The 12,573-nt window shown below is 70.3% G+C and carries 12 protein-coding genes; 7 read left to right on the plus strand and 5 right to left on the minus strand.

The window, feature by feature from the left end; all coding sequences use genetic code 11:
• Positions 1 to 47: 47 nt before the first annotated feature.
• The 5 genes from ACT541_RS04380 to ACT541_RS04400 all read left to right on the plus strand — a co-directional run bounded on the left by ACT541_RS04380 (position 48) and on the right by ACT541_RS04400 (position 6,239).
• Positions 48 to 1,724, plus strand: coding sequence for an AMP-binding protein (locus tag ACT541_RS04380; protein ID WP_476134563.1), 1,677 nt, complete (start codon positions 48 to 50; stop codon positions 1,722 to 1,724).
• 266 nt (positions 1,725 to 1,990) lie between these two features.
• Complete coding sequence (locus tag ACT541_RS04385) at positions 1,991 to 2,758, plus strand: SDR family NAD(P)-dependent oxidoreductase (RefSeq protein ID WP_476134565.1); 768 nt, start codon at positions 1,991 to 1,993, stop codon at positions 2,756 to 2,758.
• 25 nt (positions 2,759 to 2,783) lie between these two features.
• A complete protein-coding gene (locus ACT541_RS04390) occupies positions 2,784 to 3,974 on the plus strand; it encodes an acetyl-CoA C-acetyltransferase (RefSeq protein WP_476134566.1) in 1,191 nt (396 codons plus the stop codon).
• A 20-nt stretch (positions 3,975 to 3,994) separates the two neighbouring features.
• Complete coding sequence (locus ACT541_RS04395) at positions 3,995 to 5,125, plus strand: acyl-CoA dehydrogenase family protein (RefSeq protein ID WP_476134568.1); 1,131 nt, start codon at positions 3,995 to 3,997, stop codon at positions 5,123 to 5,125.
• 13 nt (positions 5,126 to 5,138) lie between these two features.
• The gene (locus tag ACT541_RS04400) at positions 5,139 to 6,239 is read left to right on the plus strand and encodes a CaiB/BaiF CoA transferase family protein (protein WP_476134569.1); all 1,101 of its coding nucleotides are present in this window, start codon (positions 5,139 to 5,141) and stop codon (positions 6,237 to 6,239) included.
• Positions 6,240 to 6,305: 66 nt separating this feature from the next.
• Here ACT541_RS04400 and ACT541_RS04405 read toward each other — a convergent pair whose 3' ends face one another.
• On the minus strand, positions 6,306 to 6,554 hold the full coding sequence (locus ACT541_RS04405) for a hypothetical protein (protein WP_476134571.1): 249 nt from the start codon (positions 6,552 to 6,554) through the stop codon (positions 6,306 to 6,308).
• A 253-nt stretch (positions 6,555 to 6,807) separates the two neighbouring features.
• Here ACT541_RS04405 and ACT541_RS04410 point away from each other — a divergent pair, with 253 nt between their 5' ends.
• Complete coding sequence (locus ACT541_RS04410) at positions 6,808 to 7,542, plus strand: LytTR family DNA-binding domain-containing protein (protein WP_476134572.1); 735 nt, start codon at positions 6,808 to 6,810, stop codon at positions 7,540 to 7,542.
• Positions 7,543 to 7,658: 116 nt separating this feature from the next.
• Positions 7,659 to 7,967, plus strand: a complete 309-nt coding sequence (gene cowN / locus ACT541_RS04415) for a N(2)-fixation sustaining protein CowN (protein ID WP_476134573.1) — start codon at positions 7,659 to 7,661, stop codon at positions 7,965 to 7,967.
• 18 nt (positions 7,968 to 7,985) lie between these two features.
• On the opposite strand, the gene eda is transcribed toward cowN, so the two are convergent.
• From eda to ACT541_RS04435, 4 genes are all read right to left on the minus strand, one after another.
• Positions 7,986 to 8,621 carry a bifunctional 4-hydroxy-2-oxoglutarate aldolase/2-dehydro-3-deoxy-phosphogluconate aldolase gene (eda, locus tag ACT541_RS04420; protein ID WP_476134574.1) on the minus strand — a complete coding sequence of 212 codons (636 nt, stop codon included), beginning with the start codon at positions 8,619 to 8,621 and terminating at the stop codon, positions 7,986 to 7,988.
• A gap of 104 nt (positions 8,622 to 8,725) precedes the next feature.
• Positions 8,726 to 10,546 carry a phosphogluconate dehydratase gene (gene edd / locus ACT541_RS04425; protein ID WP_476134576.1) on the minus strand — a complete coding sequence of 607 codons (1,821 nt, stop codon included), beginning with the start codon at positions 10,544 to 10,546 and terminating at the stop codon, positions 8,726 to 8,728.
• The gene (locus ACT541_RS04430) at positions 10,543 to 11,040 is read right to left on the minus strand and encodes a gluconokinase (RefSeq protein WP_476134577.1); all 498 of its coding nucleotides are present in this window, start codon (positions 11,038 to 11,040) and stop codon (positions 10,543 to 10,545) included. Before ACT541_RS04430 ends, edd begins: the two co-directional genes overlap by 4 nt.
• A 10-nt stretch (positions 11,041 to 11,050) precedes the next feature.
• Positions 11,051 to 12,415 carry a GntT/GntP/DsdX family permease gene (locus ACT541_RS04435; protein ID WP_476134578.1) on the minus strand — a complete coding sequence of 455 codons (1,365 nt, stop codon included), beginning with the start codon at positions 12,413 to 12,415 and terminating at the stop codon, positions 11,051 to 11,053.
• Positions 12,416 to 12,573: the final 158 nt, after the last annotated feature.

The raw sequence follows: 12,573 nt of genomic DNA on the forward strand, positions 1-12,573 counted from the left end.
CACGTTCGCGACAAGAAACGGCGCCCGTCCGGAGGAGATGCCCCGACATGAGCCCGACCGATCGACGCCCGGAATCCGTCTCGACCCGCCCCGACTACGCCGCGTTTCACGCCGCCTTCAGCTCGGAAGACGTGGCGAAGACGCTTTCCGGCGACCTCGAGACCGGCATCAACGTCTGCGTCGAATGTTGTGACTCGCATGCATCCGGCGACGGCGTGGCGCTCTACTGGGAAGGCGCCCGCGGCGAACGCGAGACGCTGACCTTCGCCGACCTCGCCGATCGCGCCGCCCGCTTCGCCAATGTCCTTTCCGCCCACGGCGTGAAGCCCGGCGACGTCGTCGCCGGCATGCTGCCGCGCTGCCCGGAGCTGCTCGTCACCATTCTGGCGACGTGGCGGGTCGGCGGCGTCTACCAGCCGCTCTTCACCGCCTTCGGCCCCAAGGCGATCGAGCATCGCCTCCAGACCTCGGGGGCGAATTTCGTCGTCACGGACCCGACCAACCGGCCGAAGCTCGACGACGTCGCGGTGAAGCCGGTGATCGCCGTGGTGGCGCGCCCCGCCCGCGGCGAGAGCGTCGCGCCCGGCGATCTCGACTTCGCCGCGGCCCTCGCCGCCGCCGCGCCGAGCTTCGCGCCGGTGATGCGCAAGGGCACCGACGCCTTCCTGATGATGTCGACGTCGGGCACGACCGGTCTGCCGAAGGGCGTGCCGGTGCCGATCCGCGCGCTGCTCGGCTTCCGCGTCTACATGGAACGGGCGGTCGACCTGCGCCCCTCCGACCGCTTCTGGAACATCGCCGATCCGGGCTGGGCCTATGGGCTCTACTATGCCGTCACCGGCCCGCTGATGATGGGCCACGCGACGACCTTCTACGAAGGCGGCTTCACGGCGGAGAGCACCTACAGGATCATCCGCGAGCACGGCATCACCAATCTCGCCGGCTCGCCGACCGCCTATCGCCTGCTGATGGCGGCGGGCGACGAGGCCGCGGCCTCGATCGAGGGGCAACTGCGCGTCGTCTCCTCGGCCGGCGAGCCGCTGAATCCGGAAGTCATCCGCTGGTTCGACACCGCGCTCGCCGCGCCGATCGCCGATCACTACGGCCAGACCGAACTCGGCATGGTGGTCAACAACCACCACGGCCTCGCCCACGACGTCCGCGCCGGATCCGCCGGCTTCTCGATGCCCGGCCACCGCGTCCGGGTGATCGACATCGACGGCACCGAACTGCCGCCCAACATGCCGGGCGAACTGGCGGTCGACGTGACCGCCTCGCCGCTCTTCTGGTTCGGCGGCTATCTGAACCAGGAGACCCCGTCGCTCGGACCGAAGTGGTACCGCACCGGCGACGTCGCCGAGCTCGAGCCCTCCGGCCACATCTCCTTCGTCGGCCGCAACGACGACGTCATCACCTCGTCGGGCTACCGCATCGGCCCCTTCGACGTCGAGAGCGCGCTGATCGAGCACCCGGCGGTGATCGAGGCGGCCGTCGTGGGCAAGCCGGACCCGGAGCGCACCGAGATCGTCAAGGCCTTCGTCGTGCTGAAGCCGGGCGTCTCCGGCGGCGACGACCTCGCCGAGGAACTGCGTGTCCACGTCCGCAAGCGCCTGTCGGCGCATGCCTATCCGCGCGAGATCCAGTTCATGGAGCAACTACCCAAGACCCCGTCCGGCAAGCTCCAGCGTTTCGTGCTCCGGGCGATGGACAAGCCGGCGGCGTGAGGGGGAAAACACCCCCAATCCGCTGCATCCGTGCAGGCCCTTCATCCTGAGGTGCGAGCAACGCGAGCCTCGAAGGGCGAAGGGCCGGGAAACGAGACGACCGAGAGACGAACCCGACGGGCCCTGCCCATCGCCCCTTCGCCCTTCGAGGCCCGGCTGCGCCGGGCACCTCAGGATGAAGGGGCTCCGTCAGAAGACCGCCTGCAGGGCGACGAACGAAACGACATCCGCGCGCCGAGGGGCCGCGCCCTGAGAAAGGACGATCGATGCAGATCGCAAATCGAGTCTTCGTGGTCACCGGTGCCGGCTCCGGCCTCGGCGCGGCGGTGGCGAAGCGGCTGGTGGTCGACGGCGCCCGCGTGCTCATCGCCGACGTCAATGCGGAAGCCGGTGAGCGCGTCGCCGCCGAACTCGGCGCCGTCGCCCGCTTCCAGAAGACCGACGTGACCTCGGCCGCCGACGGCGAGGCCGCGGTTGCCGCGGCACTTTCCGCCTTCGGCCGGCTCGACGGTCTCGTCAACTGCGCCGGCGTCGCGCCGGGCGAGAAGGTCGTGGGCAGGAACGGCCCGCACGGGCTCGAAAGCTTCGCCCGCGCCGTGACGATCAACCTGATCGGCACCTTCAACATGCTGCGCCTCGTCGCCGACGCGGTGTCGAAGCAGCCGGCCGACGACGAGGGCCGTCGCGGCGTCATCGTCAACACGGCTTCGATCGCCGCCTTCGACGGCCAGATCGGTCAAGCCGCCTATGCCGCCTCCAAGGCGGGCGTGGCGGGGCTCACCCTGCCGGTGGCGCGCGAACTGGCCCGTTCCGGCATCCGCTGCGTCACCATCGCCCCCGGCATCTTCGCCACGCCGATGATGGCGGGCCTGCCGCAGGAGGTACAGGCGAGCCTCGGCGCCGGCGTGCCCTTCCCCGCGCGGCTCGGGCGCCCCGACGAATTCGCCGCTCTGGTCGCCCACATCGTCGAGAACGACATGCTCAACGGCGAGGTCATTCGCCTCGACGGCGCGCTGCGCATGGCGCCGCGCTGATCGGACAAGAACGAGGAGGAACCCCATGTCGAACCACGATCCGATCGTCGTCGTCTCCGCCGCCCGCACGCCGATGGGCGGCTTCCAGGGCGATCTCGCCGACGTCGAGGCGCCGGAACTCGGCGCCACCGCCATCCGCGCCGCGCTGGAGCGGGCGAAGCTCGATCCCACGACCGTCGAGGAGATCGTCTTCGGCTGCGTCCTGCCCGCCGGTCTCGGCCAGGCCCCGGCGCGTCAGGCGGCGCTGAAGGCGGGGCTGCCGCTCTCGGCCGGCGCCACCACCGTCAACAAGATGTGCGGCTCGGGCATGAAGGCGACGATGTTCGCCCACGACCTGATCGCCGCGGGCTCCGCCTCGATCGTCGTCGCCGGCGGCATGGAGAGCATGACCAACGCCCCCTATCTCCTCGATCGCGCCCGCGGCGGCTACCGCCTCGGCCACGGCCGGGTGATCGACCACATGTTCTTCGACGGGCTCGAGGACGCCTACGACAAGGGCCGTCTGATGGGCACCTTCGCCGAGGACTGCGCCGAAGCCTACCAGTTCACCCGTGAGGAACAGGACGCCTACGCCATCGCCTCGCTGACCCGCGCCCAGAAGGCGATCGGCGAGGGCCGTTTCGCCGGCGAGATCGTCCCCGTGACGGTGAAGTCCGGCAAGGTCGAGCGCGTCGTCTCGATCGACGAGCAGCCCGGCAAGGCCCGGCTCGACAAGATCCCGACGCTGAAGCCCGCCTTCCGCGCCGGCGGCACGGTGACGGCGGCCAACTCCTCGTCGATCTCCGACGGCGCCGCGGCGCTGGTGCTGATGCGTGCGTCCGAGGCCGAAAAGCGCGGCCTGACGCCGATCGCCCGCATCGCCGGCCACGCCACCCATGCGCAGGAACCGTCGAAATTCGCCACGGCGCCGATCGGCGCGATCCGAAAGCTGATGGAGAAGACCGGTTGGCGCAGTGCCGACGTCGATCTCTTCGAGGTCAACGAGGCCTTCGCCGTGGTCGCCATGGCGGCGATGCGCGATCTCGACCTGCCGCACGACAAGGTCAACGTCAACGGCGGCGCCTGCGCGCTCGGCCACCCGATCGGCGCGTCCGGTGCCCGCATTCTGGTGACGCTGATGGCGGCGCTGGCCGAGCGTGGTGCGAAGCGCGGCGTCGCCTCGCTCTGCATCGGCGGCGGTGAAGCCACCGCCGTCGCCGTCGAATTGATGTCCTGAGCCGACGAAGGAGAGATCCGATGCGTCTCGACGAGACCCGCGCGGCGATCCGCGACATGGCCCGCGACTTCGCGCGCGAACGCCTCGCCCCCACGGCGGCGGCGCGCGACCGCGACCATGCCTTCCCGCGCGAGGAACTGCGCGAGATGGGCGCCCTCGGCTTTCTCGGCATGGTGGTGCCGGAGGAATGGGGCGGCTGCGACGTCGGCGCGGTCGCCTATGCCGCGGTGCTCGAGGAGATCGCCGCCGGCGACGGCGCCTGTTCAACCATCCTGTCGGTGCACAACTCGGTCGGCTGCGGCCCGATCGTCAAGTTCGGCACCGAAGAGCAGAAGCGCCGCTTCCTGCCGAAACTGGCGTCGGGCGAATGGATCGGCGGCTTCGCGCTGACCGAGCCGCACGCCGGCTCCGACGCCTCGGATCTGAAGACGCGGGCGCGCCGCGACGGCGACACTTACGTCATCGACGGCACGAAGCAGTTCATCACCTCGGGCAAGAATGCCGACGTGATCATCCTCTTCGCCGTCACCGATCCGTCGGCCGGCAAGAAGGGCATCTCCGCCTTCGTCGTGCCGACCGACACGCCCGGCTACGAGGTGATCCGGGTCGAGGAGAAGATCGGCCAGCACGCCTCCGACACCTGCCAACTGGCCTTCACGGGGCTGCACATTCCGGCCGAACTCCGGCTGGGCGCGGAAGGCGAAGGCTACAAGATCGCGCTCGCCAACCTCGAGGGCGGCCGCATCGGCATCGCCGCCCAGGCGGTCGGCATGGCCCGTGCCGCCTTAGAGGCGGCGCGCGACTATGCCCGCGAGCGGCAGACCTTCGGCAAGCCGATCGCCGAGCATCAGGCGATCGCCTTCCGCCTCGCCACCATGGCGACCGAGATCGAGGCGGCGCGCCAGCTCGTCCTGCATGCGGCAGCCCTGCGGGAGGCCGGCGAACCGTGCCTGACGGAGGCCTGCATGGCCAAGCTCTTCGCCTCGGAAATGGCCGAACGCGTCGCCTCCGCCGCGATCCAGATCCACGGCGGCGTCGGCTATACCCGCGACTTCCCCGTCGAACGCATCTGGCGCGACGTCCGCGTCTGTCAGATCTATGAAGGCACCAGCGACATCCAGCGTCTGGTCATCGCCCGCGCGGTGGCGTGAGGGAGGAAAGCCCATGGGTCCGCTCGCCGGTCTGCGCGTGTTGGAATTCGCCGGCCTCGGCCCGGCGCCCTTCGCCTGCATGGTGCTGGCCGATCTCGGCGCCGACGTGCTGCGCATCGACCGGGCCGGCGGCGACAGCCTGCTCGGCCTCGACCGCGACGTGCTCGATCGCGGCCGCCGTTCGTTGGTGCTGGACCTGAAATCGGAAGACGGCCGTCGAACCGCCCGCGATCTCGCGGGTGTCGCCGACGTGCTGGTCGAGGGCTTCCGCCCGGGCGTGATGGAGCGCCTCGGCCTCGGTCCGGAACCACTCGCCGCGATCAACCCACGCCTCGTCTATGCCCGCATGACCGGCTGGGGCCAGACCGGGCCGCTCGCCGACACCGCCGGCCACGACCTCGGCTACATCGCCCTGACCGGCGCGCTGCACGCGATCGGCGGGGCCGAGGCGCCGGTGCCGCCCTTGAACCTCGTCGGCGACTTCGGTGGCGGCTCGATGATGCTCGTCACCGGCATTCTCGCCGCGCTCTTCGCGCGGCAGACGTCGGGCCGCGGCCAGGTGATCGACGCCGCCATCACCGACGGTGCGGCGCTGCTGATGGCGATGATGTATTCGATGAGGGCGCAAGGGAAATGGCGCGACGCGCGTGCCGCCAACCTTCTCGACGGCGCGGCGGCGGTCTATCGCACCTACGTCTGCGCCGACGGCCGCCACGTCGCGGTGGCGCCGCTCGAGCGCAAGTTCTTCGTGGAATTCGCCGGCCGGATGGGGCTCGATCCGGCCGAATGGCCGAACCATCTCGATCCCGCCGTCTGGCCGCGCCTGCACGCCCGCCTCGCCGCACTGTTCCTGACGCGGTCGCGGGACGAATGGTGCGCGCTCTTCGAAGGTTCCGACGCCTGCGTCGCCCCGGTCCTGTCGATGGACGAGGCGCCGGAGCACCCGCACAACCGCGCACGCGGCACCTTCGTCGAGATCGACGGCCGCGTTCAGCCGGCACCGGCGCCGCGCTTCTCCCGTGACGTGCCCGCACGGCCGCGCTCTGCGCCGCGCCTCGGCGAGGGCGGTGCGGAGGCGCTCGCCGAATGGCTCGGCGGACCTCGCGTCTCGTGACGCACGGACGCGACCGGCCGCGGACGGCCGGTCGCGAGAGTCATCGAAACGGGTCGTGAGGCGGTCTCAGGCCGCCTTCGCGAGAGCGGGCAGGTGGTGCGTCTCGGCGTGGCGCCGGGCCTCGTCGAGGCTCCGGAAGACCGTCGGGCCTTCTGCCGCGATCGATCGTCCACGCTCGTCATACACGGCGATCTCGTAGATCGGCATGTAGTCGCCCGCGGTGGCGAAACAGATCTCGACGTGCCCTCGGCCGCCGTGGCGGCTCCAGATGCCGGCGTCGATCTGGCGCCAATTGGGTTTCAACAGTGTGTTCATGCTCTCTGTCGCTCCGGAGTTGCCGGATCGTTCCCGGCATGTCGAGTGCCGGAAAGGTCATCATACGACTAAAGTCGGTGAGAAGATATACTCAATCTGCAACTCGGACCGGATCCTGCAAGATGTGGCCATTCGGCATCGGTGGCACGGCGATACCGTGGCACTGCTCGGCGACGACGATCGGGGCTCGACGAACCGGGCCGCCGCATGGCGTTATGACGATGCGACGACATCGGTGACGGGAGCATCGGGCGTGACGGGACGGAAGACGGAGCGCGAGCCACCCTTCGAATATCGGCTGGAACGTCTCGCCGTCGGCGTGGCGGTGCTCGATTCCGGCGGTCGCGTGATCGCCGCCAACGCGGTCGCCGAACGGGCGCTGGCCGTGCGCTCCGGCGAGGTCTTCGGCCGCGACCTGCTCGATCTCCATCCCCCCGCCGCGCGCGAACGCATCCGCCGTCTGATCGACGATGCGCGCGGCGCCGACGGCGAGGCTTCGACCCTGGTCGCCACCCCGATGGGCAACTTCCTCGCCAAGGCGTCGCGGCTCGCCTCGGCCGATCCGGCCGCCTCCGGCGTCGCCCTGCTCTTCGTGCCGCTCGGCTTCACGCTGCCGCCGGCCGAGGCGCGGCCGGAGCCGGTGGGCGCACCGCTCGCCAAGCTGCCGGTCGAGCGCGGCGTGAAAGGCCCCATCTCGCTGGTCGACGTCGACCGCGTCTTCGTCCTCTCCGCCCGCGGCCACTATGCCGAGGCGCTGACCGACGAGGGCCGGCTGTTCTGCCCGCGCTCGCTCGCCGACCTCGAGGCGCGGCTCGATCCGGCGCGCTTCTTCCGCGTCCATCGCGGTCATCTCGTCAATCTCGCCCATGTCCGCGCCGTCGAGCGCGTCGACGGCCGTTGGATGCTGACGCTCGACGACGTGGCCCGCACGAGCGTGCCGGTCGGCCGCCGTGTCGTCGCCGAACTCCGGGCACGACTGGCGGTGTGATGCCGTTCGTGCAACATGAATGCCGTTCGTGCGAGGTTCGCGCGGCCCGAGCGGTCGACGTTGCGCCCTTCGCGCCGGACACGGACCATGTCGGGGTCGAACGAGGGAGGGCATCCATGGCGGCGATCGGGAAGGAAGCGGCGCGGCCGGACCGCTACGTCACGTTCCGCGACATCGACTTCGAGGGCAACATGGCGGTGGTGCTCGGCCACCTGCGCCGCCATCTCGCCGACCCTGAGAAGAACAACCCGTTCTGGCAGCGCTTCGAAGCGCGGCTGGCGACGGCGGAAGCCGGCGCCGCCTCGATCCAGGATCGGCTGCTGCTGCTCCATTCCCACGTCTACTACATGGTCGAGCTCTTCGAGGACCACGACGACGAGGTCGCGCTGGCCGATCTGAAGAAGCTCGAGGAAGAGTGCTTCTGAGGCGAACCGCAACGCGCCTCAGCGCGGCAGGGCCGCCGCCTCGCGGGCGAGCCGCTCGATGCGGTCCCAGTCGCCGGCCTTGACCGCGTCGGCCGGCACCACCCACGACCCGCCGACACACGTCACGTTGGGGCTGGCGAGATAGGTCGGCGCCTTGGCGAGATCGATGCCGCCGGTCGGGCAGAAGCGGAGCTTCGGCAGCGGCGAGGCGAGCGACTTCAGGTGACCGGCACCGCCGACCGATTCGGCCGGGAAGAACTTCAGCCGCTCGTAGCCGCGCTCCAGCATGGCCATCGCCTCGCCGGCGGTGGCGACGCCCGGCAAGAGCGGCACGCCGTGCGCCTCGACCTCGGCGACGAGCTTGGCCGTCGCGCCCGGCGAGACGAGGAAGGTCGCGCCCGCTCGCTTGGCGGCTTCCGCCTGCGCGCCCTCGAGGATGGTGCCGGCACCGACGACGGCGCCGGGCAGACCGGCGAGCGCGGCGATGCAGTCGAGCGCCCGCGGCGTGCGCAGCGTCACCTCGAGCGCCGGCAGACCGCCGGCGACCAGCGCTCGGCCGACCGAGACCGCGGTCTCCGGATCGTCGAGGATCAGCACCGGAATGACCGGCGCGAGGGTCATGACGCGATCGATGGCGGCGACGTCCTGGGCCATGAAATGCTCCGTATGATGGCGCTCGCCCGTCGGCGGGCGGCGAAGTCCCGGCGCCCGAGGGCGGCGATATAGAATTCCCGGCGCCCGAAGGCGCCGGGCGAAGATCATCCGAGGACGGCGCTCGCCCCTTCCTCGGCCGAGCCGACGGCCCGGCGGAAGATGCCGAAGAGGCCGCGTCCGGTGCCGCGAGCATGCGCCGAAAGATCGGCGGTGGCGAGCGGGCGCGCCGCCCATTCATCCGCCGCGACCAGAACCTCGAGCGTGCCCTTGGTCACGTCGAGGCGGATCCTGTCGCCGTCGCGGACGCGGGCGATCGGCCCGCCGTCGGCGGCTTCCGGCGAGACGTGGATGGCGGCGGGCACCTTGCCCGAGGCGCCCGACATGCGGCCGTCGGTGACCAGCGCCACCTTGCGGCCCTTGTCCTGCAGCACGCCGAGCGGCGGCGTCAGCTTGTGGAGTTCCGGCATGCCGATCGCCTTCGGCCCCTGGAAGCGGACGACCGCGACGAAGTCGCCGTCGTCGAGCGCGCCGGCCTTGAAGGCCGCGAGCAGGTCCTCCTGCGAATGGAAGACCTTCGCCGGAGCCTCGACCACCAGATGGGCGTCGCCCACGGCGGACGACTTGACGATCGCCCGGCCGAGATTGCCGGTGACCAGTTCGAGCCCGCCGGTCGGGCGGAAGGGCTCGCTCGCCGGCCGCACCACGCCCGGATCGCGGGTCGTCGCGACCGTCTCGGCGAAGACCAGACCGCCGGCCTCGTCGAGCTTCGGCGTCAGGGCGTAGGGCGTGAGCCCCTCGCCCATGACGGTCGTCACGTCGGGGTGCAGCAGGCCGGCGCCGACGAGTTCGCGCACCAGGAAGGGGATGCCGCCGGCGTCGCGGAAGCCGTTCACGTCGGCCTGACCGTTGGGATAGGCGCGCACCAGCAACGGCACCACGGCGGAGATCGCCGCGAAGTCGTCCCAGTCGATGGTGAGGCCGGCAGAGCGCGCCATGGCGATCAGGTGGATCGTCAGGTTGGTCGACCCACCCGTGGCACAGAGCCCGACCATGCCGTTGACGAAGACACGGGCGTCGAGCATCTCGCCGATCGGCAGCTTCGCCCCCGGCCGCGCGATGTCGATGGCGCGCGCCACGGCGGTGCGGGTCAGCGCATCGCGCAACGGCGTGTCGGGGGAGACGAAGGCCGAACCCGGCAGCATCAGGCCCATGATCTCCATGAGCATCTGGTTGGTGTTGGCGGTGCCGTAGAAGGTGCAGGTGCCGGCCGAATGATAGGACTTCGACTCGGCGTCGAGCAGATCCGCCTCGGTCGCCTTGCCGGCCGCGAAGGCCTGACGCACGGCGTTCTTCTCGGCATTGGTCATGCCCGATCCCATCGGCCCGGAGGGCACGAAGACCGTCGGCAGATGGCCGAAGGAGAGCGCGCCCATGACGAGGCCGGGCACGATCTTGTCGCAGATGCCGAGCATCAGCGACGCGTCGAACATGTCGTGCGACAGGGCGATGGCGGTCGACTGGGCGATGACGTCGCGCGAGAAGAGCGACAGTTCCATGCCGGCGCGGCCCTGGGTGACGCCGTCGCACATGGCGGGCGCACCGCCGGCGACCTCGGCCACCGCGCCGAGGCGGAAGGCCTCGTCGCGGATCAGCGTCGGATAGCGCTCGTAGGGCCGATGCGCCGACAGCATGTCGTTGTAGGTGGTGACGATCGCGAGGTTCGGCGCGTCCGCCGCCACCAGCCGGTCCTTCTCGGAGGAAGGGCAGGCGGCGAAGCCGTGCGCGAGGTTCGAGCACGGCAGCCGCCGCCGTGCCGGGCGATCGGCCGCCGCGGCGCGGATCTCGTCGAGATAGGCGGCCCGAGCGTCGCGGGAGCGACGCTCGATCCGTTCGGTGACGGCGGAGATGGCGTCGCGAACGCTCATGCCGCCGCTCCTTCGGTCGGGAGCCGGCCGAGGATGTCGGCGACGATCTCCTCCGGCGTGCCGCCGATGTCGACGGTGAGCGCGTCCTTCGGCTCCTCCAGCGTGGCGAACTGGCTGTCGAGCAGCGCCGGGTTCATGTAGTGACCCTGCCGCGCCCGAAGCCGCGGCCCGATCACTTCCGGCGAGCCCTTGAGGTAGACGAAGACGACGTCCCCCTTCGGCGACAGCACCTCGCGATAGACCTCGCGCAGCGCCGAGCAGGCGAAGACGTGGCTCTTGCCCTCGGCCTGCCAGCCCTCCATGGCGGCGCGCAGGGCGCGCAGCCAGGGCCAGCGATCGTCGTCGGTCAGCGGGATGCCGGCCCGCATCTTCTCGACGTTCTCCACCGGGTGGAACCCGTCGGCGTCGGAGAAGCCGCAGCCGAGCGTCTCGGCGAGCTTCTCGCCGATCGTGGTCTTGCCCGAGCCGCAGACGCCCATCAGCACGATGATCATGGATTTGTCCTCAGACGATGGTGGACAGGAGAAGCGTCAGGCCGAAGGCCGCGAGCGCCAGGATGGTTTCGAGCGCGGTCCAGGTCTTGAGCGTCTGCTCGACCGACATGTTGAAGTATTCCTTGATCAACCAGAAGCCCGAGTCGTTGACGTGGCTGAGGATGATCGAGCCGGCGCCGGTGGCGAGCACCAGCAGTTCCGGCCGCACGGCGCCCGCGCCCGCGGCCGCCGCGATCGGGGCGACGATGCCGGCGGCGGTGGTCAGTGCCACGGTGGCCGAGCCGGTGGCGACACGGATGACCGCGGCGACGACGAAGGCCAGGACCAGCAGCGGCACGTGCAGTTGCACCGCGAGATCGGCGATCGCCTTGCCGACGCCGCTGTCGAGCAGCACCCGGTTGAAGCCGCCGCCGGCGCCGATGACCAGCAGGATGGTGGCGGTGGGGGCGAGGCAGTCGGTGGTGAAGGAGAGGATCTTCGCCCGGTCGAAGCCACGATGGAAACCGAAGGTCCAGAACGACACCACGAGCGCGATCAGCAGCGAGATCACCGGGTTGCCGATGAAGTCGAGGATCTGGCGCGACGGCGTACCGGCGGCGAGCGTCAGGTCGGCGATCGACGAGCCGATCATCAGGAAGACCGGCAGCATGATGGTGAGGACCGAGGTCGCGAAGCTCGGCAGATCCTCGCGGGTGCCGGTCGCGGACAGGGTCTCGGCCAGCGGATTGTGGTCCGGCAGGACGATCTTCGGGGAGATCCACTTGCCGTAGATCGGGCCGGCGAGGGCGGCGGCCGGCAGGCCGACGAGCACGGCATAGATGATGGTCAGGCCGACGTCCGCCTTGAAGGCGCCGACGGCGAGCATGGCGGCGGGATGCGGCGGCACCAGGCCGTGGACGATCGAAAGACCGGCGACCAGCGGCACGCCGAGCATGATCAGCGAGGTGCCGGTGCGCTTGGCGATGGCGAAGACCAGCGGCACCAGCAGCACGAAGCCGACCTGGAAGAACACCGGCATGCCGACGATGAAGGCGACGAACATGATCGCCCAATGGACGCGCTTCTCGCCGAAGACGCCGATCAGCGTCAGCGCGATGCGTTCGGCGCCGCCCGATTCGGCCAGGAGCTTGCCGAGCATGGTGCCGAGTGCCACGACGACGGCAATGAAGCCGAGCACGCCGCCGACGCCGGTCTGGAACGAGCCGACGACCTTGTCGAGCGGCATGCCGGCGGCGACGCCCATGGCGAGCGACACGATCACCAGCGTGACGAAGGGATTGACCTTGTAGCGCGCGATCATGACGATCAGCGCGACGATGGCGAGAAGAGCGTAGAGCAGGAGCTGGGGTCCCGCGACGGCGGCTGCGGATGGCATGATGTCCTCCATGATCTCGGCGCCCTCTCTCGGGGCTTGCCGATATCCCGTGTCCCTGACATGGGATGGAGCGCGTGATCGACCAGCGGCGCCCTGCCATGTAGGTTTACTACACAACTACGCCGAAAGTCGACCGTCACAAGCGGATTTTTCCGTAT

This window comes from Pinisolibacter sp. DMC100, from assembly GCF_056313705.1.

Coding starts and splice junctions, on each gene's coding strand:
- ACT541_RS04380 (WP_476134563.1), top strand. CDS start 48: ATGAGCCCGACCGATCGACGCCCGGAATCCGTCTCGACCCGCCCCGAC.
- ACT541_RS04385 (WP_476134565.1), top strand. CDS start 1,991: ATGCAGATCGCAAATCGAGTCTTCGTGGTCACCGGTGCCGGCTCCGGC.
- ACT541_RS04390 (WP_476134566.1), top strand. CDS start 2,784: ATGTCGAACCACGATCCGATCGTCGTCGTCTCCGCCGCCCGCACGCCG.
- ACT541_RS04395 (WP_476134568.1), top strand. CDS start 3,995: ATGCGTCTCGACGAGACCCGCGCGGCGATCCGCGACATGGCCCGCGAC.
- ACT541_RS04400 (WP_476134569.1), top strand. CDS start 5,139: ATGGGTCCGCTCGCCGGTCTGCGCGTGTTGGAATTCGCCGGCCTCGGC.
- ACT541_RS04405 (WP_476134571.1), bottom strand. CDS start 6,554: ATGAACACACTGTTGAAACCCAATTGGCGCCAGATCGACGCCGGCATC.
- cowN (WP_476134573.1), top strand. CDS start 7,659: ATGGCGGCGATCGGGAAGGAAGCGGCGCGGCCGGACCGCTACGTCACG.
- eda (WP_476134574.1), bottom strand. CDS start 8,621: ATGGCCCAGGACGTCGCCGCCATCGATCGCGTCATGACCCTCGCGCCG.
- edd (WP_476134576.1), bottom strand. CDS start 10,546: ATGAGCGTTCGCGACGCCATCTCCGCCGTCACCGAACGGATCGAGCGT.
- ACT541_RS04430 (WP_476134577.1), bottom strand. CDS start 11,040: ATGATCATCGTGCTGATGGGCGTCTGCGGCTCGGGCAAGACCACGATC.
- ACT541_RS04435 (WP_476134578.1), bottom strand. CDS start 12,415: ATGCCATCCGCAGCCGCCGTCGCGGGACCCCAGCTCCTGCTCTACGCT.